This is a genomic window from Azospirillum oryzae (assembly GCF_900177515.1).
GTDB lineage: Bacteria > Pseudomonadota > Alphaproteobacteria > Azospirillales > Azospirillaceae > Azospirillum > Azospirillum oryzae_A.
This window is the reverse complement of sequence record NZ_FXAK01000008.1, coordinates 213,682-237,500: the sequence shown is the minus strand read 5'-3', so window position 1 is coordinate 237,500 and position 23,819 is coordinate 213,682. Positions and strand designations below refer to the sequence as shown.

General features: G+C 70.0%; 26 protein-coding genes (1 of these 26 running past the window's edge). 12 read left to right on the top strand and 14 right to left on the bottom strand.

What is annotated here, in order from left to right; translation table 11 throughout:
- From B9N97_RS27145 to B9N97_RS36490, 8 genes are all read right to left on the bottom strand, one after another.
- Positions 1-420: the start of a flagellar basal body P-ring protein FlgI gene (locus tag B9N97_RS27145; RefSeq protein WP_085090954.1), read on the bottom strand. 765 nt of this gene lie to the left of the window's left edge; the window shows 420 of its 1,185 coding nt (coding positions 1-420); the start codon lies at positions 418-420; its stop codon lies beyond the left edge, outside the window.
- A gap of 11 nt (positions 421-431) precedes the next feature.
- Positions 432-1,535 (bottom strand): flagellin N-terminal helical domain-containing protein, encoded by a 1,104-nt coding sequence (locus B9N97_RS27140; RefSeq protein WP_085090953.1) that lies wholly within the window; start codon positions 1,533-1,535, stop codon positions 432-434.
- 4 nt (positions 1,536-1,539) lie between these two features.
- The gene (gene flgK / locus B9N97_RS27135; protein WP_085090952.1) at positions 1,540-2,937 is read right to left on the bottom strand and encodes a flagellar hook-associated protein FlgK; all 1,398 of its coding nucleotides are present in this window, start codon (positions 2,935-2,937) and stop codon (positions 1,540-1,542) included.
- 25 nt (positions 2,938-2,962) lie between these two features.
- Entirely contained in the window at positions 2,963-4,207 is a 1,245-nt protein-coding gene (locus B9N97_RS27130; protein ID WP_085090951.1) for a flagellar hook protein FlgE, read from the bottom strand.
- Positions 4,208-4,391: 184 nt separating this feature from the next.
- Positions 4,392-5,402 (bottom strand): flagellar motor protein MotB, encoded by a 1,011-nt coding sequence (locus B9N97_RS27125; RefSeq protein WP_085090950.1) that lies wholly within the window; start codon positions 5,400-5,402, stop codon positions 4,392-4,394.
- 6 nt (positions 5,403-5,408) lie between these two features.
- On the bottom strand, positions 5,409-6,296 hold the full coding sequence (motA, locus tag B9N97_RS27120; protein WP_085090949.1) for a flagellar motor stator protein MotA: 888 nt from the start codon (positions 6,294-6,296) through the stop codon (positions 5,409-5,411).
- Positions 6,297-6,398: 102 nt separating this feature from the next.
- Positions 6,399-8,153 (bottom strand): hypothetical protein, encoded by a 1,755-nt coding sequence (locus B9N97_RS27115; protein WP_244560952.1) that lies wholly within the window; start codon positions 8,151-8,153, stop codon positions 6,399-6,401.
- Between the two features lie 131 nt (positions 8,154-8,284).
- Positions 8,285-8,854: a hypothetical protein gene (locus B9N97_RS36490; RefSeq protein WP_085090948.1), complete on the bottom strand. Its 570-nt coding sequence runs from the start codon at positions 8,852-8,854 to the stop codon at positions 8,285-8,287.
- A 144-nt stretch (positions 8,855-8,998) separates the two neighbouring features.
- Here B9N97_RS36490 and flgF point away from each other — a divergent pair, with 144 nt between their 5' ends.
- From flgF to B9N97_RS27085, 5 genes are read left to right on the top strand one after another with little or no spacing between them, the layout of a single operon-like run.
- Complete coding sequence (gene flgF / locus B9N97_RS27105) at positions 8,999-9,730, top strand: flagellar basal-body rod protein FlgF (RefSeq protein WP_085090947.1); 732 nt, start codon at positions 8,999-9,001, stop codon at positions 9,728-9,730.
- A gap of 23 nt (positions 9,731-9,753) precedes the next feature.
- Positions 9,754-10,539 (top strand): flagellar basal-body rod protein FlgG, encoded by a 786-nt coding sequence (gene flgG / locus B9N97_RS27100; protein WP_085090946.1) that lies wholly within the window; start codon positions 9,754-9,756, stop codon positions 10,537-10,539.
- 5 nt (positions 10,540-10,544) lie between these two features.
- Positions 10,545-11,246 (top strand): flagellar basal body P-ring formation chaperone FlgA, encoded by a 702-nt coding sequence (gene flgA / locus B9N97_RS27095; RefSeq protein WP_244560951.1) that lies wholly within the window; start codon positions 10,545-10,547, stop codon positions 11,244-11,246.
- A 22-nt stretch (positions 11,247-11,268) separates the two neighbouring features.
- Positions 11,269-12,000: a flagellar basal body L-ring protein FlgH gene (gene flgH, locus B9N97_RS27090; RefSeq protein WP_085090944.1), complete on the top strand. Its 732-nt coding sequence runs from the start codon at positions 11,269-11,271 to the stop codon at positions 11,998-12,000.
- 45 nt (positions 12,001-12,045) lie between these two features.
- Entirely contained in the window at positions 12,046-12,504 is a 459-nt protein-coding gene (locus tag B9N97_RS27085) for a hypothetical protein (protein ID WP_085090943.1), read from the top strand.
- A 182-nt stretch (positions 12,505-12,686) separates the two neighbouring features.
- On the opposite strand, the gene B9N97_RS27080 is transcribed toward B9N97_RS27085, so the two are convergent.
- From B9N97_RS27080 to B9N97_RS27055, 6 genes are read right to left on the bottom strand one after another with little or no spacing between them, the layout of a single operon-like run.
- Positions 12,687-13,355, bottom strand: coding sequence for a flagellar hook assembly protein FlgD (locus B9N97_RS27080; protein ID WP_085090942.1), 669 nt, complete (start codon positions 13,353-13,355; stop codon positions 12,687-12,689).
- 20 nt (positions 13,356-13,375) lie between these two features.
- Positions 13,376-14,755, bottom strand: coding sequence for a flagellar hook-length control protein FliK (locus B9N97_RS27075; RefSeq protein WP_085090941.1), 1,380 nt, complete (start codon positions 14,753-14,755; stop codon positions 13,376-13,378).
- A 5-nt stretch (positions 14,756-14,760) separates the two neighbouring features.
- Positions 14,761-15,501 carry a MotE family protein gene (locus tag B9N97_RS27070; protein WP_085090940.1) on the bottom strand — a complete coding sequence of 247 codons (741 nt, stop codon included), beginning with the start codon at positions 15,499-15,501 and terminating at the stop codon, positions 14,761-14,763.
- Positions 15,498-16,148, bottom strand: coding sequence for a DUF6468 domain-containing protein (locus B9N97_RS27065; protein WP_085090939.1), 651 nt, complete (start codon positions 16,146-16,148; stop codon positions 15,498-15,500). The genes B9N97_RS27070 and B9N97_RS27065 overlap by 4 nt, the downstream gene beginning before the upstream one ends.
- Positions 16,129-17,313 (bottom strand): flagellar motor switch protein FliM, encoded by a 1,185-nt coding sequence (fliM, locus tag B9N97_RS27060; RefSeq protein ID WP_085090938.1) that lies wholly within the window; start codon positions 17,311-17,313, stop codon positions 16,129-16,131. The genes B9N97_RS27065 and fliM overlap by 20 nt, the downstream gene beginning before the upstream one ends.
- A 19-nt stretch (positions 17,314-17,332) precedes the next feature.
- Positions 17,333-17,887: a flagellar basal body-associated FliL family protein gene (locus B9N97_RS27055; RefSeq protein ID WP_244560950.1), complete on the bottom strand. Its 555-nt coding sequence runs from the start codon at positions 17,885-17,887 to the stop codon at positions 17,333-17,335.
- 188 nt (positions 17,888-18,075) lie between these two features.
- Here B9N97_RS27055 and fliF point away from each other — a divergent pair, with 188 nt between their 5' ends.
- The 7 genes from fliF to B9N97_RS27020 all read left to right on the top strand — a co-directional run bounded on the left by fliF (position 18,076) and on the right by B9N97_RS27020 (position 23,817).
- Entirely contained in the window at positions 18,076-19,794 is a 1,719-nt protein-coding gene (gene fliF, locus B9N97_RS27050; protein WP_244560949.1) for a flagellar basal-body MS-ring/collar protein FliF, read from the top strand.
- Complete coding sequence (locus B9N97_RS27045) at positions 19,794-20,468, top strand: FliH/SctL family protein (RefSeq protein WP_085090936.1); 675 nt, start codon at positions 19,794-19,796, stop codon at positions 20,466-20,468. Before fliF ends, B9N97_RS27045 begins: the two co-directional genes overlap by 1 nt.
- Positions 20,469-20,489: 21 nt before the next feature.
- Complete coding sequence (fliN, locus tag B9N97_RS27040) at positions 20,490-20,828, top strand: flagellar motor switch protein FliN (RefSeq protein WP_085090935.1); 339 nt, start codon at positions 20,490-20,492, stop codon at positions 20,826-20,828.
- Positions 20,829-20,971: 143 nt separating this feature from the next.
- Positions 20,972-21,751 (top strand): flagellar type III secretion system pore protein FliP, encoded by a 780-nt coding sequence (gene fliP / locus B9N97_RS27035; protein WP_085090934.1) that lies wholly within the window; start codon positions 20,972-20,974, stop codon positions 21,749-21,751.
- Between the two features lie 2 nt (positions 21,752-21,753).
- Positions 21,754-22,038, top strand: coding sequence for a hypothetical protein (locus B9N97_RS27030; protein WP_085090933.1), 285 nt, complete (start codon positions 21,754-21,756; stop codon positions 22,036-22,038).
- A gap of 9 nt (positions 22,039-22,047) precedes the next feature.
- Positions 22,048-23,076 carry a flagellar motor switch protein FliG gene (locus tag B9N97_RS27025; protein WP_085090932.1) on the top strand — a complete coding sequence of 343 codons (1,029 nt, stop codon included), beginning with the start codon at positions 22,048-22,050 and terminating at the stop codon, positions 23,074-23,076.
- A 30-nt stretch (positions 23,077-23,106) separates the two neighbouring features.
- Positions 23,107-23,817, top strand: a complete 711-nt coding sequence (locus B9N97_RS27020; RefSeq protein WP_085090931.1) for a hypothetical protein — start codon at positions 23,107-23,109, stop codon at positions 23,815-23,817.
- The last annotated feature ends 2 nt before the right edge of the window (positions 23,818-23,819 follow it).

Below are 23,819 nucleotides of genomic sequence, written 5' to 3'. Positions count from 1 at the left end.
GCCCAGCGCCGACACCGTCACGTCGACCGTCGTGCCCTGGCGCGGGAAGGGCGGCAGGCTGGCTGTCACCATCACCGCTGCCGCGTTGCGGGTGCGCAGGGTCTCGCCACGGGTGTTGATGCCCAGCCGTTCCATCATCCCCTTCAGGCTCTGTTCGGTGAAGGGGGTGTTGATGAGCCGGTCGCCGGTGCCGTTCAGCCCGACCACCAGTCCATAGCCGACCAGCTGGTTGCGGCGGACCCCGTCGAAGGTGACCAGATCCTTCACCCGCGTCTGCGCCGCCGCCGGAACGGGTGCCACCGACAGCATGCCGAGCACCAGCAGCACCCCACCGGCCAGCGCCGCGGCACGGCTGAAGACAGTACGGCGGAAAGTGGGCCGGAGCCGGCGCGGAACGGGGAGCTGGATGCCGGGGCTCATGGGGATGCGGCCTAGAGGTAGTTGGTCAGGTGCAGCTTGGCGATGCGCGCGGTGGCGCTGGAGGTGGCGTCGATCTGCGCCTCCAGCTGGGAGATCCGCGTGCTGGCCTCGTAGGGATCGACGCCTTCCAGATTGTCGATCTGCAGGCTGAGGATCGCCTTCTGCGTCTTGTGCTGCTCGGCCAGCGCGGCCACCTGGGCGCGCTGGATGCCGAGCTGCGCCGTCGCCTCCCGCAGCTTGCCGAGGCCGCCGGACAGCTTGTCCACCGCCGTCTTGATGTAGTCGGGGTAGGCATCGACGTTCATCTTCGACGTGTCGACCGCCGCCAGCATGTAGATGCCTTCCAGCATCTCCCGCATCATCGGATCGTTGGCCTGCACGCCATAGGCGATGCTGGTGGACTCCGCCGGCCGGCCGCTGACGCGCGGCGCCGCGGCGCCGCCCGGCTGCTGCGCCGTGGTGCCGGTGTAGAGGCCGCCCTCGAAGCTGTCGGTCAGCGGGGCGGGGGCGGGCGTCGCCGGGTCGCGCACGGCGAACAGCTCGTCCAGCCGGGCGATCACCGCCGTGGTTTCCGCCGCAGTGGTCGGCATCGCCATACCGCCGGTGGCGGACTGGATGGCATCCTGGACGATCTGCATCGGCGCGCGCAGGCCCGACTTGTCGCCGTCGACATTGCGCATCGGCGGCTGGTCCAGCGCCGTGCCGGCGAACAGATAGCTGTTGCCGGACGAGGCGTTCAGCAGCCCGACCACCTGATCCAGCACGCCGCGCGCGCGGATTTGCAGGGAGGTGCCGGTCGGCGACTGCTGCCCCAATCCGGTGGAGGCGGCGGCCAGCAGGTCGGTGCCCGACGCGATGATGCTGGTCATCGCGCTGTCCATCGTCTTCATCCGCCCGTCGAGCAGGTCGGTGGTCTTCACATACTCGTCGGTGCGGTCGAACAGGTTGCGCAGCGCGATGTCGCGGCCGGTGGCGGCGCCGATGGTCGCGGCGACATCCGAATGCACGCCGGTCGCCACCTCCTCGTTCGCGCGGGTCAGCTCCATCTGCTGCCGGGTCATGGTGCTTTGCAGCTTCCGGCTCATCCCCAGCGTGGACAGGGCATTGTACAGCATCGGCTTACCCCTTGATCTGCAACAGGATGTCGATCATGCGGCCGGCGACCTGCACCACCTGGGCGCTGGCGCCATAGCTCTGCTCGATCAGCATCAGCTTCTGCATCTCGTCGTCGATGTTGACGCCGTCGCGGTTGATGCGGGCGGTCTCCAGCGTGTCGGCGCTGATCTTGCGCGCGTTCATCTCCGACTCCGCGCCGGTGCGGTAGCCCTGCTGGGCCGACACTATGGCGGTGGCGTAACCGCCGAGCGTCGCGTTGGCCGGCATGTCGGTGGCGGCGAAGCTGCGGGTGTCGGTGAAGACGGTCAGGAACTTGTCGATCTGCGTCTGGTCGCCGGGCTGAAGCGGGGCCGCCGCCTGCACGCCGCTCTGCATCCGCCAGCTTTCCGTCCGCACCACGTCGTTGACGGCGATGCGCGCGGCCAGACCGGCGGTGGTGCCATAGGCGGCGCCGGCATCGGTGAACAGGCCGGGCTGGGTCGGATCGGCCTCCGCCCCCTGGAAGGCCTGGACGATGCCGGCCGCCAGCTCGTCCAGCTGCGCCATCGCGCGCGGCATGTCCTGCTTGATGGTCTGGACATAGCCCATGATGCGGCCGCTCTGGATCTCGCTGTCCGGCTTGGCCGACAGGGCGACGCCGTTCGCCATCACCTCGTCGCCCAGCAGCGTCAGCGGCTGCTCGCCGGGCGCCAGCGGGTGGTCGAGCAGGGTCTGGCCGTTGCGGGTCATCACCACGACCTGCCCATCCTCGCGGCTGTAGGTGCGGATGCCGATCTCCTGCGAGACCTGATCGAGCAGGCGGTCGCGCTCGTCGCGCAGGTCGCCGGCATCGCCGCCGCGCGTCTCCAGCGTCGCGACCCTGCCGTTCAGCTCGCTGATGCGCTGGAGCGAGGTGTTGACCGCGTCGACGGAGGTCTGCAGCCGGCCCCTGGCATCCTCCTGCACCGTCTGCGCCGCCTCGGCGGCACGGTTCAGCCCGCCGGCCAGCGCCGCCGCCTGCGACACCACGGCGTTGCGGGCCGCGTCGTCGTTGGGCATGTCGTGCAGGCGGGCGAAGGCCTGCTGCAGCTTCGACAGCTGGGTGGAGACCGATTTCTCGTCCTGCGGCTGCCCCAGCACCAGCGCATAGTCGGCCAGCGCGGAGGCTCGCGCCTCCTGCCCGCTGTAGCGGCTGGTCTCGAACCGGGCATCGCGGATCAGCAGCTCGTCCACCTTGCGGGCGACGGCGTCCACACGCACCCCGGCGCCGCGGCCTGCGGTGCTGACAGCGGTCAGGTCGAGGTCGCGCCGCACATAGCCGGCGGTGGTGGCGTTGGCGAGGTTGTGGGACACCATCGCCGCCTGCTGCTGCGTCGTGCGCAGGCCGGACAGGGCGGAGGTGAGGGCGAGTTGGACGCTCATGGCCGGGGCTCCGTCGGTGCCGGGATCAACGCTTCAGGCGGGTGGTCTCTTCGACCAGCTCGTCGGTGGTGCGCACCAGGGTGGCGTTCGAGGAATAGGCGCGCTGCGTCTCGATCAGGGAGACCAACTCGGTCGCGATATCGACGTTCGACTGCTCCAGCGCGCTACCGACGACGGTGCCGGCGTTGCCCTGCTTGCCGGCGCCTAGCGTGAGCGTCCCGGTCTCCGCCCCCAGCGTGTAGGTGTTGCCGTCCTGGGCGACCAGACCGTCGGGGTTGGTGACGGTGGCGATCGGGATCTGGTACAGCGCCTGACGGGCGCCGTTGTCGTACATCACCCACAGCTTGCCGCTATCGTCGATGTCGACCGAGGTGACCTGACCGACCTTGGCGCCGTCGCCGGTGACGGTCGGCACATAGTCGCCATTCAGCTGCGTGAGGTTGCCGAGCGAAAGCGTGAAGCTGTCGGCCGTCGGCGTCGCCGGCGAGGTGACGGTGATGCCCGGCATCGGGTCCAGCGGCAGGCCGCCGGCATCCACCGGCTTGCCGGCATAGGGGCCGGTGGCGGCGAAGGTCAGCGTCACCGGCGCCCCGCCGACGGTGTATCCGGCCGGCCCGGTGGCGGTCAGCGTCCACTCGTTGGGATTGGTGGTCTTGGTCCAGGTCAGCGACAGGTCCAGCGGGTTGCCCAGCCCGTCATAGAAGGTCGGGCTGCTGGTGAAGCTGTCGCCGGCGGCGGCCTGGGCCGGCAGGTTGCCAGAGAAATCCATCATCGTCGTCTTGGCCCCGCCATAGACGAGGTTGCCGATGTTGACCGACTGCAGGTCGTCGAAGCGGGACTTGCTGACGTTCGGCATGCTGCCGTCGGGGTTCAGTTTCCAGGCTTCCAGATACTGGCCGGCGTTGTTGCGCAGGAAGCCGGTCTCGTCCGGCAGGAAGCTGCCGGCGCGCGTCAGCGAATATTCCGGCGTGCCCGACGCCTTGTTGCCGACGACGAAGAAGCCGTTGCCGCTGATCGCCATGTCGGTGGCGGAGCCGGTGCCCATGATCGTGCCGTCCTGCTGCACCTGATAATGGGTGGCGGACTGCACGCCGCTGGCGGTGTAGGTGCTGCGGCTGCCGGGTGCGGTGACCAGGGTCGAGAAATCCACGGTGGCCCGCTTGTAGCCGACCGTCTGGGAATTGCTGATGTTGTCCGAAATGGCGGCAAGGCGCGAGCTTTGCGCGGACATGCCGCTGACACCGGACCGCATGGCGCTGTACAGGCTCATCCTTGGAATCCTCTGGTCAACCGTCGAACGGAAGGGGGTTGTGCGTTCCGGGATTCTCCGCGGATGACTGGCGGAATTAACGATAGCGAAGGGGTTTTAAAGGGGCTTTAAAGGAAAAGGGGCAGAGTTTTGTTAAAATATGTGGGGGTTTTATTTGAAGAGCGTCGGCTCCGATACCCAACCCCTACCGCCGCAGCAACGTAATGCTGATCCGCCGGTTGCTGGGATCGAGCGGATCGCTCGCCCCGAAATGGTCCAGATCCGCACGTCCCTCGACCCGAACAATCCGCCCGCCCGGAATGCCGCTGGCGATCAGTTCGCGCCGTGCCGCGTTGGCGCGGTCGCTCGACAGTTCCCAGTTGCCGTACTTCGCATCCGGCGCATAGCCCAGCGCATCGGTGTGGCCGGTGATCCCGATCGGGTTGGGCACCGACGCCAGCGCCGAGGCCACCATCCGCATCAGGCGGCGACCCGGCTCGTTCATCTGGGCCGAGCCGACCTTGAACATCGAGAAGCGGGCCTGATCGGTCAGCTGCACGCGCAGGCCCTCCGGCACCTGCTGGATCACCAGACTGCCCTGCAGGGCGTTCAGGTCCGGCGAGGCGGCGATGCGCTGGCGGAGATCCCGCTCCAGCGTCTCCAGCGCCACCTTCTCCGTCAGTTCGGAGGACTGGCGGTCGAGCAGCGCCTCCAACTCCGCGCGGGTGGCGCTGACGCCGGGCGCCGGCTGTTGGGCGGCAGTCGCCGCGGGCGCGCTCTCCGTCGCGGGGCGCAGCAGGTCTACCGGCGGAACATTGCCGCCGGGCGGGTGGGGCATCGGGTCCTTGCGGCCGGCCGGCTGGCGGTCGCTGTCGCCGACCGAGGCGACGACGGGCGGTGAGGCCACCGGGCTCGCCTGATCGCCGGCGGCGTTCGGGGTGGTCAGCGAGCCGGTCTTGTCGACCGAACGGCCGGCCAGCATGCCGTCGGCGCCGGAGTTGCTCTGCGACACCGCCACCGGATTGAAGTAGTCGGCGATGCCCTTGCGCTGTTCGGTGGTGGTGATGTTCATCAGCCACATCACCAGGAAGAAGGTCATCATCGCCGTCACGAAGTCGGCATAGGCCAGCTTCCAGGTGCCGTTGTGCTCTTCCTCGTCATGGCTGCCGAGGTGGCGCTTGACGATGATCGGGGGGAGGGCGGTCTTGCGCGGCATGGCCGGTCACGCCGCCTGGCGGCCGTCGCGGGCCTTGGCCTGCGACGACAGCGTGGTTGCGACCTCCACCTCGGCAAGGCTGGGCTGGATGTCGGTGTAGAGCACCTTGCGGGCATATTCGGCGCAGACCTGCGGCGGGCTGCCGCGCAGGTACGCGCACAGCGCCGCCTTGATGCAGAAATACATGTTCAGCTCCGATTCGCGGCGCTGGCGGGCGGCGCTGGCGATCGGGCCGACCATGCCGTAGGACAGCAGCACGCCGAGGAAGGTGCCGGTCAGCGCCCCGCCGATCATGCGTCCCAGCACCTCCGGCGCCTCGCTGATGGCGCCCATGGCGTTGATGACGCCCAGCACGGCGGCGACGATGCCCAGCGCCGGCAGGGCGTCGGCGAGGTTCTGCAGCGCCTTCGGCACTTGGTTCAACTCGCGGCCCAGCGTGTCCAGCTCCTCCGCCATCAGCGATTCCAGGTCGTGCGGGTTGTCCTGGCCCAGCGCGATCAGGCGCAGATAGTCGCACAGGAAGGTGATGCAGCGGTCATAGCGCAGGACGTTGGGATACTGGGTGAACAACGGGCTTTCGGCCGGCTTGTCGATGTCGGCTTCGATCTGCGACATGCCCTTGGACTTGGCGACGCGCAGCAGGCCATAGACCAGCGCGATCATGTCCAGATAGTCGTTCTTGGGCGTGGCGCGTCCGCGGGCGATGGCGCCGACCGCGCGCAGCGTGTCGCGCAGCACCGCCGGGCTGTTGGCAATGGCGAAGCCGCCGATGCCGGCGCCGATGATGATGACGATCTCCACCGGCTGCCACAGCACGGCCATCCGCCCGCCCATCGCATAGAACCCGCCGAGCACGCTGGCAAACACCGCGATCAACCCGAACATCAAGCGCATGTCTTCTTCTCCGGATGTGCAAAAGCCATCGCGATTGGGCGCAACAGTCCGCCGACGCTACCGCCCGCCGTTTAAAGCGGCTTTACGGATCAGGGCCAAAGGTCAGTGAGGCCCCCGCCACGCCCGCGCCAGCCGCCCGAGCGCGTCCGCCGCGGCAAGGTCGCGCTCCACCGACTCCGCGCGCAACGGCCCGTCGGCCGGCGGCGGGGCGAAAGCGTCCAGCAGCCCGGCCCAGCGGGTGCCGGCCAGCCGCGCGCGTTCCGCGTCACCGAAGCCGCGCGTCGCGTCGGCGTCGCCGGCCAGATAGGCCGCCAGCCCCTGCAGCGCCAGATCGTCCGCCGTCGGCTCCGCTCCCGTGGCCTCCCGTTCGGCGGCAAGCTCCGCGAAGGCGGCCCGCGCCGCCCGCCATTCCCCGGCGGCGAACAGCCCCTGCGCCCGCAACCGCGCTGCCTCCGCCCCGCTCAACCCCCGCAGCGCGTCGAGCGCCCGCACCGTATCGCCGTCGCCGAGCAGTGCGTCGGCCCGCAACAGCGCCCGGCGTTCGGCCAATTCCGGCTCCAGTCCGGCGCCGCCGGTGCGGGCCAGCACGTCCAGCGCCTCCCCCTCGCGCCCGCCGTCGATCAGGGCGCGGGCCAGCGTGGCGCCAAGCTCCGCCCGGCGCGGGCCGCTCGCCCGTTCGGTCAGCGCATGCAGGATGCGGGTCGCCTCCAGCCCATAGCCGTCGCGCAGCAGCAGGCCGGCGAGGCGCCGCCGCAGCCCACCGTCCGGATTGTCGGCCAGCGTCACCAGACGGCCGTGCCGCGCCTGCAAGGCCAGCGCATAGAGCCCGCCCGGCGGCGACTGCTCCAGCCGGTCGAGCACGGCGGCCAGCAGGCTGCGCCCGGCCGTCAGCGCGTCGCGTCCGCGTGCGGTGGCGCCGAAACGCCGCCCCAGCAGGCCGAAGATGTCGAGCGCCGCGTCGGTCCTACCGCTGCGGGCATAGGCGCCGCCCAGCGCCGCCAGCGCATCCGTCTCGACGTCGTCGCCGCGCCAGGCGAAGCGCAGGGCTTCCAGCGCCTTGATGGCGCCGTCCTCGTCCAGCCGGCCCAGGCCGCGGCGCAGTTCGATGGCACGCACCTCCGCCTGGCGGGCGAAGGGACCGCGGTGCAAGGATGCCGCGGCGTCATAGCGTTCCAGCGCGGCGTCGGGCGTCGCCTTCAGTTCCGCCAGCCGGCCGCGGAAATAGTCGAGCCGGCCGTCGGCCATGCCCACGGAATCGACGGTGATCATCTCCAGCACGATCAGGTTCAGCGCCGCGCTGTCCCCCGCCTCGTCCGCTGCGGCGGCCAGCGTGGTCAGCAACCGGCTGCGCAGGTCGGCCGGATAGTCCAGCAGCCGGCGCAGCGCGATTGGCAGCCCCTCCTTCGCCGCCGCCCAGCGGGTCGGCGCCAGCGCCGCGCTGCGCCAGACGGTGTGGTCGGGCATGGCGCCGGCCGGCAGTTGGACGAACAGATTGTCGTCGGGCGCATCCTCGCGGTCGAGCGCGCGGAAGGCGTCGCCCAGGATGCGCAGGGCATAGCGCTGGTCGGGCGCCGGCGACAGGCTGGCCGCCGTTTCCAGCGCCGCGCGCCCTTCCTCGTCCATGGCGCGGGCGAGCAGGAAACGGACCAGCGCGATCTGCGCCTCGACCCGCGCACGGCCCTGCGCCTTTTCGAGTGTGCTTTGCAGCGCCTCGCGCGTGCGGTTGAAGTCGTCACCGGCCCAGCCGGCGAGATCCATAGCGCCGATGGGCGGTGGCTTTGGCGGTTCGGCCGCCTGCGGCGTAGGCTTCGGCGTGCGCTCAAGCTGCCGCAGCGTCTGCTGAATGCTGTCGCGCACCTCACCTTCCAGGCTGGTCACGACTGGGAGGGGAGGGCTAGGCGCAATCCCCCTCTCCCCCCCGGGGAGAGGGTCGGGGTGAGGGGGATGCACGGCGTGGCTATCCCGAGAATCCTCCCCACGCTCCCCCCTCACCCTAACCCTCTCCCCGGGGGGAGAGGGGACTCTGCCGGGAGAGGGAGAGTCATCGCCGCAGCATTCGCCGTGCCGATCGGGTTCAGCGCTTCGACAACTCCGGCGACACTGACAGACGGCGGAACCTCTGGCGGCGCAGTCGCGACGACCACCTCCTCCGCCCCATCCCCCGCCACCCCCGGCTTCACCCCCGGAACCGGCGGCCCGCCGACGTCGACGATCAGGTTCCGGCGCTCCATCACGCTCGCCACCCGCGCCCCGCAGGGCACCGTCGCGGTCAGGCTGCGTCCTCCATCAGCCGTCACGAAGTCCGACAGCCGGCGGGAGAAGCTGTCGCGCAAACTCGCCAGCGGCCAGCGCAGCGGATCGGGCACGCTGATGCGCAGCACACATCCGTCGACCACCGCCACCGGCTCCACGCCCTTCGGTACGGACAGCACCAGCCGCGAATAGTCGCCATGGTCGCCCAGCTGCGCGCGGACGGTCGCGGCCTGCGCCGTCCCCGACAGCAGGGCGAGAACCAGTGCCGAACCAACCGTCAGTGCGTCATCCGGGCGCCGTTTCATCGCAGTCGTCTCGCATTTTATCGAAATGATCACCAAACCCGGACCAAGACCGGCAAGGCATCGGCCGGAACGGCTCAGGTTGAAACCCGGCTTTAAACTGCCTCGTCCAGATTAAGGCGGAGTTCAAAACCGGAGTGTTCGGCGATGGAGAACCAGCTTTACATCGGACTGTCGCGCCAGATGGCGCTTCGGCGGCAGCTGGACGTCGTGGCGAACAACGTCGCCAACATGAATACGGTCGGTTTCCGTGGCGAACGCACCCTGTTCGAAGCGGCGATGGAGACCGGCGGGCGCAAGCCGACCGACCGCATCGCCTTCACCATCGACCGCTCCACCTACACCGACCTGCGCGCCGGCGCCTTCACCGAGACCGGCAACCCCTATGACGTGGCGCTGGACGGCGACGGCTTCCTGTCGGTGCAGACGCCGGACGGCGTGCGCTACAGCCGCGACGGGCGCCTGCGCCGCGATGCCGATGGCACGCTGGTCGGCCCCAACGGCCACCCGGTGTTGGACGACGGCCGCCGGCCCATCGCCATCCCGTCGGACAGCAGCACGATCACCATCGGGTCGGATGGGCTGCTGTCGGCCGACGGCAACGTGATCGCCCGCATCGCCGTCTCGCGCTTCGACAATCCGCAGGCGCTGAAGCAGACCGGCGACCTGCTGTTCGAACCGGCCGAGGGTATGGAGGCCCGCCCCGCCCCCGACACCCGTCTGGTGGAAGGCAAGGTCGAGCGGTCCAACGTGCAGGGCATCGTCGAGATCGGCCGAATGATGGACCTGACCCGCGACTATCAGGCGGTGACCAAGATGGTGGACGACGGGCAGGACCTTCTGCGCTCCGCCATCAACCGCCTCGGCAAATCCTCTTAAAGTTCCGAAGGGAGAGTCAGTCCATGCGCGTGCTCAGCATCGCGTCCACCGGCATGATGGCCCAGCAGATGAACGTCGAGGTCATCTCGAACAACATCGCCAACATCAACACCACGGCCTTCAAGCGCTCGCGCGCGGAATTCCAGGACCTGATGTATCAGGCGGAACGCCGGCAGGGCAGCCAGTCCACCGATTCGGGCACCATCGTGCCGACCGGCGTCGAGGTGGGGCTGGGCGTGCGGCCGACCTCGGTCAACCGCATCAACACCACCGGCAATCTGACCTCCACCGGCAACGAGCTGGATCTGGCGATCGAGGGGCGCGGCTATTTCAACGTGACCCAGCCCGGCGGCGAGACCGTCTACACCCGCGCCGGCAGCTTCAAGCTGTCGCCGGAGGGCACCATCGTCACCGCCGACGGCTTCACCGTCGCCCCCGGCATCACCGTGCCGCAGGGCACGCGCGAGGTGGTGATCAACCGCTCCGGCGAGGTGCTGGCCTATGTCGACGGTAAGGCCCAGCCGGTCAACCAGGGCCAGCTGGCGATGACAGTGTTCGTCAACGACAGCGGGCTGGAGGCGCTGGGCGACAACCTGTTCCGCGCCACCCCGGCATCCGGCGAGCCGCAGGATGGGCTGGCGGGGCAAGCCGGTTTCGGCACCATCCGCCAGAAGTATCTGGAATCCTCCAACGTCAACGTTGTGCAGGAAATCACCGAGCTGATCTCCGCCCAGCGCGCCTACGAGATGAACGCCAAGGTGATCGAGGCCGGCGACCAAATGGCCTCCACCATGACCAACATGCGGTGACGATTGTGCTGCACGTCCTCCGCCGGCCGCTATCGGCCCTGTTGCTCGGCACCATGCTGGCGCTTCCCCCCCCGGCTGCCGCCGGACCTGTGGAAACGCGGCTTGCGGAGGAGCTGCTGGCCTCCCTCGGTCCCTCGGTGCCGCCAGACGCGCAGGTGGCGCTGACTCTGGGCCGCCCCTTCGACGGGCCGGTGGACGCCGTGCGCGACATCGGACTCGACCCCCGCACCGGCATCTTCCAGGCCCGCATCCTCAGCGACGGCCATGTCGTGGAGCTGAGCGGCCGGGCCGACGTCGAAGTGACGATGCCGGTGCCGGTCCGCCGCATCCGGCCGGGCGAGATCATCGAGGCGGCCGACCTGACCACCATCCGCCTGTCGCTCGACCGCGCCGGGGCGGGCTTCATCGCCTCGGCCGACGCGCTGATCGGTCAGTCGCCGCGCCGCCAGCTCTCAACCGGGCGGCTGGTGCAGGTCGGTTCGGTCGGCGCGCCCGTCGTCGTCCAGCGCAACCGGCCGGTGACGCTTGTTTACGAGGATGGCGCCCTGCTGTTGGCTGCCCGCGGGCGTGCGCTGCAGGAGGGGGGGGTCGGCGACACCGTGCGCGTCATGAACATCGCCAGCAGCACCGTCGTCACCGGCACCGTCACCGGGGCCGAGACCGTTTCGGTGAGCGGCCCGCGCGTCCCGCAAGCCGCGCGGCCTTAATCTCAGCAAGGGAGCTTCCCAGATGCGCACCGCGCTCGTCCCCATCCTGCTGCTGTCGCTTGCGACGGGCGGCTGCGCGCGGCTGGCCGACATCGGCAGCGCTCCCGCCCTGTCGGAGATCTCCAACCCGGCGCTGCAGCCGGAAGCCCGCGTGATCTCGCTGCCGATGCCGCGACCCTCGACGGCCGAGCAGATCCCAAGCTCGCTCTGGCGCACCGGATCGCGCGACTTCTTCCGCGATCCGCGCGCCAAGGCGGTCGGCGACCTGCTGACCGTGGTCATCGACATCTCCGACCAGGCGCAGCTGCGCAACAGCACCCAGCGCGGGCGCACCAACAACGAGAAGGCCGGCCTGCCCAACTTCTTCGGGCTGGAAAGCCGCCTTCCCGCCGTCCTCCCCGACGCGGTGGATCCGTCCAGTCTGGTCGATCTCGACAGCTCCAGCACGTCGAGCGGCAACGGCACCATCCAGCGCAACGAGCGCATCGCCATGCGCGTCGCCGCCGTGGTGACCCAGGTGCTGCCGAACGGCAACTTCGTCATTGCCGGCCGGCAGGAGGTGCGGGTGAATTACGAACTGCGCGAGATGCGCATCGCCGGCGTCATCCGTCCCGAGGACATCAGCAACGCCAACACCATCGAATACGACAAGATCGCCGAGGCGCGCATCACCTATGGCGGCCGCGGCCAGATCACCGATGTGCAGCAGCCGCGCTACGGCCAGCAGGTGCTGGACGTGATTCTGCCTTTCTGATGATCCAGCCCTTCTGATGATTTGGCCAGTTCGGGAGCCCGCGCCATGAAAGCCGTCCTGCTGTTCGCCGTCGCCGCGGCGCTTGCCTTCGGCGGCGGCTACGGCTTCGGCCGCATCCAGGCCCCGCAAGACTCCGCCCCCGCCGCTTCCGCCGAACCGGCCGCCGGTGGCCCTTATTACGTCGAGGCCGGCCAGCTGGTGGTGCCGACGCTGGAGCGTGGGCGCACCATCGCCTTCATCCTGACCCAGGTCACGCTGGAGGCGTCCAGCGCCGACGACGCGCTGCTGGTCCGCCGCCGCCTGCCGCACGCCCGCAGCGCCATGCTGGAGTCCCTGTTCGACCTCGCCGGCCACGGCCGCTTCAACGGCCCGGCGGTCGACCCGCAAGGCGTCGCCACCGCCCTCCTGGTCGGCGCCAACGGCTCCTTCGGTCGCGAAAACGTCCAGCCGATCCGCGCCGTGCTGATCGACCGCCTGCTGCGCCAGGACAACACGCGGCTGTGATCTTCCTGAGCACCTCCCTCTCCCGCCCCGGGAGAGGGAAGGGGCCCATGCGAAGCATGGGAAGGGTGAGGGGTGATCCAAGGAACCATGCGGTCCGGGATTCTTGCCGTACCCCTCACCCTCCCCACGCCTTCGGCGCGGGTCCCCTCCCTCTCCCGGGGCGGGAGAGGGCATTCCTCCCCTCACGACGCCGACAGCACCGCGCCCGAATCCACCGTGGCGCCGTTCTTCAGCACGAACTTGCTGGCGCCGTCGACGCTGCGCACCTCGGCCACCGTGTCGGTGACAACGGTGGCGGTGTTCAGCGCCTTGCCGTCCTTGTCCTTCGCCGTCACCCGCAGCGTATAGACGCCGTCCGGCGCGGTGCCGCCGCTCGCCGTCCTGCCGGTCCAGTCGAAGACCTGCCGGCCGGTCTTCAGCGACCCGGGGCTGCTGTAGACGACGCTGCCGGCGCCGTTCAGCACCTCCAGCTTCACGCTGGCCGGCGTGCCCTCGACCGTGTAGGCGGCCTGCGCCTTGCCGTCGCTCAGCGACAGCTGGTCGGACGCCACCTCCACCTTGCGGCCGAGCAGGGCCATGTCCATCCGCATGCCGCTGCTCTTCAGCGTGTCCAGCACCTTGCCCAACGTGTCGTTGGAGCGCATCGACTGCTCCACCGTGGACAGCTGCGCCAGCTGGGTCATGAACTGGGTGGCGTCCATCGGCGCCAGCGGGTCCTGGTTGCGCAGCTGGGCGGTCAGCAGCTTCAGGAAGGATTCGTAATCGACGGTGGCCTTCCTGGTCTCTTCGGTGGCGGCCGCCGTGTTCGTCTTCGCGGCCGTCATCAGGCCGGTGCTTGGCGTGTTGGTCATGGCGGGACAGTCTTTCCTGTTCAGACGGTGACGTCGACCAATCCGTCGATCGGGCGCAGCGGCCGGTCGGTCACGGGTTCGGCGGCGTGCTCGGGAACGGCCCCGGCCTGCACGCTCCAGCCGCCGGAGCTGCCGCCCCGGTCGGGAGCGGCGAAGCCGCGCGACTGCCCGTCGCCCTGCAGCGAGAACTGCAGGCTGGAACTGTCGAGCGACAGCCCGGCATCGCCGAGCGCGCGTTCGAGCTGCGTCAGGTCGCGCCGCAGCAGGGCCAGCGTGTCGGCCTGTTCGGCCTGGACGGTCAGCGAGACCTTGCCGTCGCTGACGTCGGCGACGACGCGGATGCGGCCAAGCTCCGCCGGGGCGAGGTCGATGTGGAATTCGCCGCCGCCGTTCTCCGCCACGCGGACCAGCGGGGCCGCAAGCTGCGCCATCGCCGGGCTGTGCGCGGTGGCTGCCCGGCCGGACGCGGCGGCGACGGCATAATGGGTGGCCGCCTGGGCCGGCAGCGTCGGCACCGCCTCGAACCCGGTGGCCGCCGCATCGCCGCTTCCCGCAGTGGGGGGAGTGGAGAAGGGTGGGGCGGGGTCGCGGCCGGCGAGGGCGGTAGCCGCATCGGGAGTGGGCTGTCCAGGCTGTGCCGATTGAGGGGCGGCAGGCGCGCCGGCGGTCTGTTCGGCCTTGCCGGCGGCGGTGCCCTGACGGCCGGCGCCGTGGGCACTGCGGACGGCGGTGCGGGGATCGCTGCTTTCGTCGCGCCTGATCTGGCGCCCGTCCGCGGAGGGCGGCGCTTCGGCGGTTGCGTCCGGCGCGGCGGTGGCCATGGCCGGCAAGCCGGCCTGCACGGTCTGGCTCGAAGCCGGCGCCTCGGCGACCCGGCCGGTGCTGTCTTGTGCCGCGGCATCGGCGCTTGCGGGTGCCGCTGATCCAGACTTTCCGGCCGGTGCATCGGGGGCGGAGGAAGCCGGCGTCGGTTGCAGCGCGGTTGCCGGTGCGGTCGCTGCGGTCTGCCCGGCAGGGTGCTTGCCGTCGCCGGTCGGCCCTGCGGCCTGCGGGGCGGCGGACCCCGGCATCGTCTCCTTGCCGACCGTTGCCGTCGGCACAGCCGTTGCCGGGGCTGCCGGAGCGGCGGCAACCAGCCAGGGCATCAGCGGAGCGTCGGTGCCGCTTGCCTGCACCACCGCCTGGGTGATCGCACCCTGCGCGGCGACGGGGTCGTCCGCTCTCGACTCCTTGCGCTTGCGCAACCGGTCGGGACGCGCCGCGTCGTCGGGTTCCTCCTCCGCGGCCCCGTCCACCAGACTGGCGAAATCCTCGTCGCGGGCATCGTCGCCGGGTGAACCGCCGCGTTGAGTCGGAGCCGGCCGGGGCGGAGCCGAGACGGCATCGGGCATGCTGGTCATGGCGCTCAATTCGTCAGGGTGGGGCGCGGAACGGCTGTCACCGGCACCGAGGCTCCGACAACGGTGGCCGCGGCCTTGCGGTCGCCGGGCAGGGCGCGGCGCTGCAGGATCAGCCGCGTCACCTCGCGCGCCTTGGCGTCGGCCATCTCGGCCAGGATCGGGGCGGCGCGGCGCTCGGCGATGCGGTCCAGCACGTCCACCACGATGTCCGTTTCCATGTCCGTCAGGATGCGGGCGGCGTCGCGCGGCTTCATCGCCTCATAGATCGCCACCATCCGCTTCAAATCCTCCTGCTGCAGGGTGGAGCGCTGGGTCATCAGCGCCTCGACCTCGCGCTTCACGCCGTTCAGCCGCTGGATCTGCGTGCCGACCCGCGCCTCCGTCGCCGCGAGCACCGCCTCGGCCTCGCGCAGGCGGTTCTGGCGGCCGGCGCTGTCGGCCTTCTGCTCGTCGATGGCGGCGCGCAGCAGCGGATCGGTGCAGTTGGGCGGCGCCAGCGCCACCGGCGGCGGAGCTTCGGCCACCGGCGTCGAAACCGGCAGCGGAACGGGCGCCGGCGCGGCGGCAGCTTCCGCCGCCTTCGGATCGGTCGCCTTCAGGTCGGTGGCCCAGGGCCGTTCATGGGCGCCGAATTCGCGGTCGAACTGCTGGGCGATCACCGGGAAGCCGTCGACCAGCGCGCCGAGCTTCAGCGGCAGCACCATCAGCACGGCGACCAGGGTGATGGGCAGGATGCGCGGGATCATGCCGACGCCTCCGACCCGACGGTGCGCAGCCGCGCGTAGAAGGCGCTGGCCGCCGCCTTCGCCGGACCGGCGGGAGGAGCGGGAACCGCCGCTTCGGCAGGCTGGCCGGCGACGGCGCGCAGAGCGGTTTCCAGCGCCCGGAACTCGCCGTGATCGACGTCGGCCGCTTTCAATGCGGACACCAGGGTGGAGCTTGCCGCGGCCTCTGCGGTCACCTCGGCCGGCTTCGCCGCGCTTTCGACGGCATCCGCCCCCTCAACCCTCGCCCGGTTGCGGGTGGCGCGCGCCGTGCTTGCCATGGCGCCCTCGTCCAGGCGGCGGAGCAGGGCGCGGGCATGCTGGACCGATTCCTCCATGCGGGCGGTGGTCCGCTCGCACGATCCCAGGATCAGCGCCATGTCCTCCTTCATGCCCTTGGCGCGGTCCAGATCGTCGGACAGCCGCGCGGCGATCTCCGTCGCCGACGCCACCATGCGCTTCATCGAGGCGTCGGTGTCGTCGATCGACCTGGAGAAGGTCGACACCAGGGCGTTGATCTCGGACTGGCCGGTGCGCAGCAGCTTCAGCCGCTTGTTGACGATGACCAGATAGGCGGTCGCCGTGACCAGCATCACCGCCAGGGCCGCGTCAATGAGAAAGGAGACCATCGATCAGCTCCTGCTTGGTGTCGAGATCGGTGTCGATCTTCACCGCGATGTTGTCGTTGCGCTGTCCCATGTGGCCGGCGAACAGCGGGATGGTCTTGCTGAAGACCAGGACGGTGGAATCGGGATTGATGCGCAGCTTCAGCGACTGGCCCTTCTGCCAGGCCAACACCTCGCCCAGCGGCACCTTGGTCTCCGCCAGCACGGCGACCAGTTCCAGCTTGGAGCGCATCAGCTCGTTCTTCAGGTGGCTTTCCCACACGGTGTCATGGCCGAACTTCTCGCCCATGAACATCTGCACCAGCTTGCCGCGGATCGGCTCCAGCGTGGCATAGGGGATGACGATGTCGATGTGGCCGGTGCGGCGCTCCACCTCCACGGCGATGCGCACGCGGATGATGGCGTTGGTGGCGCGGGTGATGGTGGCGAACTGCGGGTTCACCTCCAGCCGGTCGAAGACGAAGTCGACCTGCGCCAGCGGATCGAAGGACTGCCCCAGATCCTGCAGCACCACCTTCATCATCCGCTCGGTCATCTTGCGTTCGATGGAGGTGTAGGCGCGCCCGTCGATCCGTCCCGGCCTGGACCGCCGCCCGCCAAGCAGCACGTCCATCATGCAATAGATCAGCGCGCTGTCGATGGTCACCAGCATCTGGTTGTCCCACGGCTCGGCGCGGGCGACGCCGATCAGGGCGGGCAGCTCGATGGCGTCCTGGAAGTCGGTGTAGCGCAACCATTCGATCTTCGACAGCGACGCCTCGACATTGGTGGACGCGAACTGGCGCAGCGAGGTGTTCAGCATCCGCACCATGCGGTCGAACACCACGTCCAGCATCGGCAGCCGGTCCTTGTTGACCGTGGTCGAGCTGACCAGCCGCTGGATGGCGCTCATCTCAGGTCCGCCGCCTTCCGGCGCGCCGAAATTCAACAACCGGTCGATCTCCTCCTGGCTCAGCGTCTTGGTCTCGCCGGTCAGCGCCTGCTGCATTGCCTCGGCCATCGCCGCAGCCTCCGCAGCCGGGGGCGGAGCGGGCGCGGCGGTCTGTTGTGCCGCGGCCAGTTCCCACGCGGCGTCTGACCAATCCGCATCCTCGGCCTGAACGGGCTGGGGAGCGGCCATGGACGGGGCGGCCATCGACGTGGTGGGCGGGGCGGGGGTTTCGGTCATCCGGTGCCTCTGGAGGTCGCTATTGCGTGAGCAGGCTGCGCAGCAGCACGTCGGTGACGACGTCGCGCCGGCCGGCGGGGTCGGACAGGATCAGGTTGAAGCGGCGCCTGATCTCGCTGCGCAGGCGGTGCAGCCCGGCCGATCCTTCCAGATCGTCCTGGTCCAGGTTGCGCAGGAATTCCTGCAGGCTGTCGGTCAGCTGCGGCATCGCCTGCTCAAGAACTTGGCGATCTCGCTGGGCGACGGTCAGCGACAGGCCGATCTTCAGGAAGCGGGACGGCGTGTCGCGGCGCAAATTGACGACCAGTTCCGGCATGTCGACCACGGCGTCCGCCGGCGCGGTCTCCGCCGACGGGACCCACAGCCGCTCCACGGCTTCGGTGCCCGCCGCCAGCCAATAGCCGCCGATCCCGGCCGCGGCCACCGCGCCCAGCGCCACCAATCCTGCCAGCAGCCGGGCGACCGGCAGGGCGATCACCAGGATCCGCCCCGACCCGCGCAGCCTGTTCAGGACCTCGTCCCGCGCCGCCGCCGTTCCCGTCGCTGTCTTCGCCATGCCACGCCGTGTAATCATCGCTCCATCCCGCCGGACATTGCCGAAAATTTTAGTCAATCGAGAAACGGGTAAAGTTTTAGAAGCTTTGTCTTCAGCACCGCTCCCGTTTTTTACTCCGCTTAAAAGTCGCGCCGTTAGCGTGACGGGGTGTGCAGGGCGAAGACTAGGCCCGCCGATTTTCAGAAACTTTAAAGGTGCGGGGAACCGTGGACAGTCTGATCGACACCTTGCGGTCGTTGGGGCGCGGTCGGCTGCTCGTCCTGGCGGGCACCGGGCTCGGCATCGTCCTGGCCGTCGCCGGCATGGCGCTGCTGCTGTCGCAGCCGCACATGACCGCGCTCTACAGCGGCCTTGAACCGGCGGAGGCCGGCCGCATCGCCAAGGCGGTGGAGGAGATGGGCGTGCCGGTGAATGCCGGCTTCGATGGCACGACGATCAGCGTGCCGCAGGCCGACGTCTCCCGCGTCCGCATGGCGCTGGCGGAAAAGGGCCTGCCGTCGCACGGCGGCGTCGGCTACGAGCTGTTCGACACCGACAAGCCGCTCGGCATCACCAGCTTCATGCAGCGCATCAACCGCCTGCGCGCCATGGAGGGCGAACTCGGCCGCACCATCGAGACGCTGTCCGGCGTCGAGGCGGCCCGCGTCCACATCGTCCTGCCGGAGCGCGAGGAGTTCTCGCGCAACGCGCCGAAGCCGACCGCGTCGGTGGTGGTGCGCATGCGCGGCCGGGGGTCGATGGACCGCCGCCAAGCCTTGTCGATCCGCCATCTGGTTTCCGCCGCCGTGCCCAACTTGAAGCCCAGCGCCGTAACGGTGATGGACTCCTCCGGCGAACTTCTGCTGACCGAGGATGACGGACCGGGGCTGGCCTCGGCCCGCACAGACGGGCTGCGCGTCGCGGCGGAAACCCGCGTCGCCCGCGCGGTGGAGCAGATGCTGACCGCCCGGCTCGGCGCCGGCAACGTCCGCGTTCAGGTCGCCGCCGAGGTGGAGACCAAGCGCGAGGTGGTGCGCAGCCAGACCTTCGACCCCAACAGCCAGGTCGTCCGCTCCACCCAGACCGTGCAGGAGCAGGACCGCAGCCAGGACAGCAACGGCGAGCCGCCGGTCACCGCCGAACAGAACCTGCCGCAGCGCGACGTGCGTGCCCAGCCGCAAGGACCGCAATCCTCCAACGACAGCAAGCGGCAGGAGGAGACCGTCAACTACGAGATCTCCAACGTCAGCCGCGAAACGGTGATCGAGCCGGGCGACGTCCGCCGCCTCAGCGTCGCCGTGCTGGTCAACGGCACCTGGAAGACCGCTGCCGACGGCACCCGCCAGTACGAGCCGCGCAGCGCGGAAGAACTGCAGCGCCTGGGCGAGCTGGTCCGCTCCGCCATGGGCTTCAGCGAGGCGCGCGGCGACCGGGTGACGGTCGACAATCTGGAGTTCGTCGATCTGGCTCCCGACCTCGCCCCCCGCCCGCTGGGCGACGAGATCGCCGAGACGCTGACCCGCAACATCATGACGCTGATCCAGTGGGTGATCCTGCTGGTGCTCTCCGCCCTTGTGATCCTGGTCGGGCTGCGTCCGCTGATCCGCCGCGTCTTCCCGGCGCCCGAGCCGGTGGCGGCGGAAGCCCCGGCGCTGGCCGCTCCGGCCGGCGGTGCCATGCCGCAATTGACCGGCCCGGCCACGGCCGCCGCCGCTGCCGCCGGTGCGATGCCCACCGACGGCGAGGAAGCCGACCCCGCCCTTGCCGCCGCCCCCATGGCGCCGCAACTGGGCATCGAAGAGACGATGGACCAGCTGATCGAGCTGCGCACCGTCGAGGGCCGCGTCCGCGCCTCCTCCATCCGCCGGCTGGGCGAGCTGGTCGACCAGTATCCGGACGAGGCCATCGATATCCTGCGGTCCTGGCTCTATGAGGAGGTGGCGTGATGGCCGCCTACCCGCGCTACCGCTTCGACCACGGCTTCGGCGCCCCCGTTGCGGTGGCGGAGCCTGCCGAGGTGGAGACCGCCGACCCGCTCGACCTGCCGACCCTGTCGGAACGCGCGCACCAAGCGGCACTGGCCGAGGCCCGCGAGGGCGCGCTGGCGGAGGGGCTGGCCCGCGGCCGGGCCGAGGGCGAACTCACCGCCGCCCGCCGCATCGAGGCGGAGCTGTCCGCCACCCTCGACCAGCTTGCGCAGCGGATGGCGGCGCTCGACGCCTGCCATGCCGCCCTGATGGAGCGGCTGGAGGCCCAGGGCGCCTTCGTTCTGCTGGCGCTGGTCCGCCGCATGGCGCCGTGCCTGCTCGATCAGGTCGCCCGTGCCGAGGTCGAGCGTCTGGCCGCCGACGCGCTCCGCGCCGCCGGCCAAGCCCCCGTGCTGACCCTGCGCCTGCACCCCTCGCTCTGCCCCCCGCTGGAGGAGCGGCTGGCCGGGCAGGGCGTCTTCAAGGGCCGTCTCGACATCCAGGGCGACCCGGCGCTGCCCGTCGGTGCCCTGGAGGCGAGTTGGGGTGCCGGCTCCGTCCGCCGCGACCCTGCCGCCATCGAGGCCGCCATCGCCGACCTCACCGACCGCGCCGTGGCCGCCCTGACACCGGCGCTGTCCCCCGACCTTTAACGATCCGAAGCGAGACTCCGCATGCCTCCCTTGAACCTCGACATGCTCGACGACGATCCCAAGCAGGCCGAGAAGGCCGCCGACAAGCTGGGCGACAAGCCTTATGACGGCCCGATGAACGCCATCTACAACGTGCCGGTGGACGTGCAGGTCGTCCTTGGCCGCACCAGCATGCTGGTGGCGCAGCTGCTGAAGCTCGGCCGCGGCGCCGTGCTGGAGCTGGAGCGCAAGGTCGACGAACCGGTCGAGGTCCTGGTCAACCACCGTCTGGTCGCGCGCGGCGAGGTGGTGATCGTCGAGGACCAGCGGCTGGGCGTGACTCTGACCGAGATCGTACGGACGGAGCTTGAGATCGACTGAGGGGGAATCCCCTCTCCCCCCGGGGAGAGGGTTAGGGTGAGGGGGTCGCGCGGCGGCCCTTTCCCGAGAATCCTACCTATGCATCCCCCTCACCCCGACCCTCTCCCCGGGGGGGGAGAGGGGGAATCCCCGAAAGCCCCCGCATGCGCCTCCGCACCCTAGCCCTCCTCACAGCCCTCCTCCTCGCCGCCGTCCCCGCCGCGGCGGCACCGCTCGACCTCGGGGCGCTGGGATCGCTGACGGACGGGGCGAGCCTGTCGGGGCGGATCGTCCAGGGCATCGTGCTGCTGACGGTGCTCAGCGTCGCGCCCGGCCTGCTGATCATGGTCACCTGCTTCACCCGCATCATCGTCGTGCTGTCGCTGCTGCGCTCGGCGCTGGGGCTTCAGCAGTCGCCGCCCAACATGGTGCTGGTCAGCCTCGCCATGTTCCTGACCTTCCACATCATGGGGCCGGTGATCGACAGCGCCTGGCAGGACGGCCTGCGCCCGCTGCTGAACGAGCAGGTCACCCAGGAACAGGGCCTGGAGCGGATGATCGAGCCGTTCCGCGGCTTCATGGCCTCCCATGTCCGCGAGCGCGATCTGGCCGCCTTCGCTGCCTTCACCGCCAAGCCGAAACCGGCCGGCGACGACACGGCCCCGGCCAAGGACGAGCGCCCGGTGACGGCGGAGAGCGTCGACCTACGCTTGCTGATGCCGGCCTTCCTGCTGTCGGAGCTGCGCCGCGCCTTCGAGATCGGCTTCCTGCTGTTCCTGCCCTTCCTGGTGATCGACATGGTGGTGGCGGCGATCCTGATGGCGATGGGCATGATGATGCTGCCGCCGGTGATGATCGCGCTGCCCTTCAAGATCATCTTCTTCGTGCTGACCGACGGCTGGTTCCTGATCGCCGGCAGCCTGATCCGCTCCTATGGGGTGTGAAGATGGACGACTCTCCTTCCGACGCCCCCGCCAGCTTGGCCGACAGCCTTCTCGCCCTGGCCCGCCGCCGCGGCGTCGCGGTGCCGGAGGACGGCTCGGTCGCCGGGCTGCTGTCCGCCCTCGACCCCAACCCGCTGATCCCGCATCCGCTTTTGCTGGTGGCCGGCGCGGTGATGGCGGTCGCCTTCCGTCACGACCGCGCGCTGGCCCTGCCGCCGGCGGATGCCTTCGATGGCGGGGGCGATCCCGCCCCGTCTTCCGTCCCCTCCGCCGATTACTCCTTCTGAGGTGCCGTCATGGGAACGCCGATCAAGATCCGTGAGAACTACAAGAGCCTGACCGGGGTGGAGAAGAGCGCGGTCATCTTCCTGGCGCTTGGGGAGGAACGCGGGTCGCGGCTGATGGAACGGCTGGACGAGGACGAGATCCGCCTCGTCAGCCGGGCGATGGCGACTCTCGGCAACGTCACCTCCAATCTGGTGGAGACGCTGATGCGCATCTTCACCGAACGGTTCGCCAATGCCGGCTCGGTGATCGGCTCCTACGACAGCACGGAGCGGATGCTGAACCGCTTCCTGCCGGCCGACCGCGTGACGGAGATCATGGGCGAGATCCGCGGCCCCGCCGGCCGTACCATGTGGGAGAAGATGTCCAACGTGAACGAAGGGGTGCTCGCCAGCTATCTGGCCGGCGAATATCCGCAGACGGCGGCGGTCATCCTGTCGAAGATGCGGGCCGACCACGCCGCCAAGGTGCTGGTCCTGCTGCCTCCCGCCATCCGCACCGAGGTGATCGAGCGCATGATCCAGATCGAATCGGTGCAGCGCGAGGTGCTGCTGGACATCGAATCGATCCTGCACAACGAGTTCATGGCGAATTACGCCCGCACCCACGGCAACGATTCGCTGGAGCGGATGGCCGACATCTTCAACCGCATCGACCGCGAGACGCTGACCGAGATCTTCGACGATCTGGAAACGGTGATGCCGGAGCCGACCCAGCGCATCAAGCAGCTGATGTTCACCTTCGAGGATCTGATGCGGCTGGACCGCGTGTCCCTGCAGGCGGTGATCCGCCGCTGCGACACCGGCCAGCTCGCCATCGCGCTGAAGGGGGCGCCGGCCCCCCAGCGCGACCATTTCCTGTCGGTGCTGTCGGAACGCGCCCGCCTGATCCTGCTGGACGAGATCGAGAACATGGGGCCCCTGCGCATGCGCGACGTCAACGACGCCCAGGCGGAGATCGTCCGCGTCGCCAAGGCGATGGCCGACGACGGCACCATCATCATCCCGCAATCCGACGACGCCGACACCGTCGTCTATTGAGCGGAGCGGCAGGCAATGGGAACCAGCTGAATGGGCGCGCGCGACCTCGTCCCCCGGCATGTGCCGCCGCCGGAGCTGCTGGCCGCGCATTTCGCCGCGGCGCCGTCACCCGCCCCCCGTACCGCGGATGACGGGGACGAGGCGGGGCCGCTCGTCCGCCGCCTGCTCGACCTGCTCGATTCGCTGTCGCCGGCCGATGCGGCGCTGGTGCGGGGCTGCCTGCCGCGCTGCGATTCGACCTTCGGCGCCGCGCTCGCCCTGTTCCTGGCGGCGACGGCGGACGGCTGCCGCGGCTGGCTGGGACCTGAGGCGGCGGCCCGGCTGGCGGATCTCGACGGCGGGCTGCTGCTCGACGACTGCGACCGGGCGCTGGCCTCGCGCTTCCAGCCGGTTGACGGACGGCTGTGGCGGCTGTCGCGCGTGCCGCTGCTGGACAGCGACGACAGCCTGTTGTGCGCCGTCGGCATCGAAGACGGCCTGTCCGACCGCCTCACCCTGGTGCTTCAGGCCCGGCCGCAGCGGCTGGGTCCGGTGCAACTGATGGCGACGTTGGCCGCTCGCCGGCTGGACGTGACCCTGCGTCTGGCGGCGGGATTGCCGTCCTCCGCCCTGGCCGACCTGCACGAGACCTTCCGCGCCGTCCTGACCGACTGCCGGCTGGATGGCGCGCTGACCGTCGGCCCGCTGGCCGACGCCTGGCTGGGGCTGGACCGGCCCCTGTCGTCGGATCTGGCGCTGTAGCC

Coding starts and splice junctions, on each gene's coding strand:
- B9N97_RS27140 (WP_085090953.1), bottom strand. CDS start 1,535: ATGCTGTACAATGCCCTGTCCACGCTGGGGATGAGCCGGAAGCTGCAA.
- flgK (WP_085090952.1), bottom strand. CDS start 2,937: ATGAGCGTCCAACTCGCCCTCACCTCCGCCCTGTCCGGCCTGCGCACG.
- B9N97_RS27130 (WP_085090951.1), bottom strand. CDS start 4,207: ATGAGCCTGTACAGCGCCATGCGGTCCGGTGTCAGCGGCATGTCCGCG.
- B9N97_RS27125 (WP_085090950.1), bottom strand. CDS start 5,402: ATGCCGCGCAAGACCGCCCTCCCCCCGATCATCGTCAAGCGCCACCTC.
- motA (WP_085090949.1), bottom strand. CDS start 6,296: ATGCGCTTGATGTTCGGGTTGATCGCGGTGTTTGCCAGCGTGCTCGGC.
- B9N97_RS36490 (WP_085090948.1), bottom strand. CDS start 8,854: ATGAAACGGCGCCCGGATGACGCACTGACGGTTGGTTCGGCACTGGTT.
- flgF (WP_085090947.1), top strand. CDS start 8,999: ATGGAGAACCAGCTTTACATCGGACTGTCGCGCCAGATGGCGCTTCGG.
- flgG (WP_085090946.1), top strand. CDS start 9,754: ATGCGCGTGCTCAGCATCGCGTCCACCGGCATGATGGCCCAGCAGATG.
- flgH (WP_085090944.1), top strand. CDS start 11,269: ATGCGCACCGCGCTCGTCCCCATCCTGCTGCTGTCGCTTGCGACGGGC.
- B9N97_RS27085 (WP_085090943.1), top strand. CDS start 12,046: ATGAAAGCCGTCCTGCTGTTCGCCGTCGCCGCGGCGCTTGCCTTCGGC.
- B9N97_RS27080 (WP_085090942.1), bottom strand. CDS start 13,355: ATGACCAACACGCCAAGCACCGGCCTGATGACGGCCGCGAAGACGAAC.
- B9N97_RS27075 (WP_085090941.1), bottom strand. CDS start 14,755: ATGACCAGCATGCCCGATGCCGTCTCGGCTCCGCCCCGGCCGGCTCCG.
- B9N97_RS27070 (WP_085090940.1), bottom strand. CDS start 15,501: ATGATCCCGCGCATCCTGCCCATCACCCTGGTCGCCGTGCTGATGGTG.
- B9N97_RS27065 (WP_085090939.1), bottom strand. CDS start 16,148: ATGGTCTCCTTTCTCATTGACGCGGCCCTGGCGGTGATGCTGGTCACG.
- fliM (WP_085090938.1), bottom strand. CDS start 17,313: ATGACCGAAACCCCCGCCCCGCCCACCACGTCGATGGCCGCCCCGTCC.
- B9N97_RS27055 (WP_244560950.1), bottom strand. CDS start 17,887: ATGATTACACGGCGTGGCATGGCGAAGACAGCGACGGGAACGGCGGCG.
- B9N97_RS27045 (WP_085090936.1), top strand. CDS start 19,794: ATGGCCGCCTACCCGCGCTACCGCTTCGACCACGGCTTCGGCGCCCCC.
- fliN (WP_085090935.1), top strand. CDS start 20,490: ATGCCTCCCTTGAACCTCGACATGCTCGACGACGATCCCAAGCAGGCC.
- fliP (WP_085090934.1), top strand. CDS start 20,972: ATGCGCCTCCGCACCCTAGCCCTCCTCACAGCCCTCCTCCTCGCCGCC.
- B9N97_RS27030 (WP_085090933.1), top strand. CDS start 21,754: ATGGACGACTCTCCTTCCGACGCCCCCGCCAGCTTGGCCGACAGCCTT.
- B9N97_RS27025 (WP_085090932.1), top strand. CDS start 22,048: ATGGGAACGCCGATCAAGATCCGTGAGAACTACAAGAGCCTGACCGGG.
- B9N97_RS27020 (WP_085090931.1), top strand. CDS start 23,107: ATGGGCGCGCGCGACCTCGTCCCCCGGCATGTGCCGCCGCCGGAGCTG.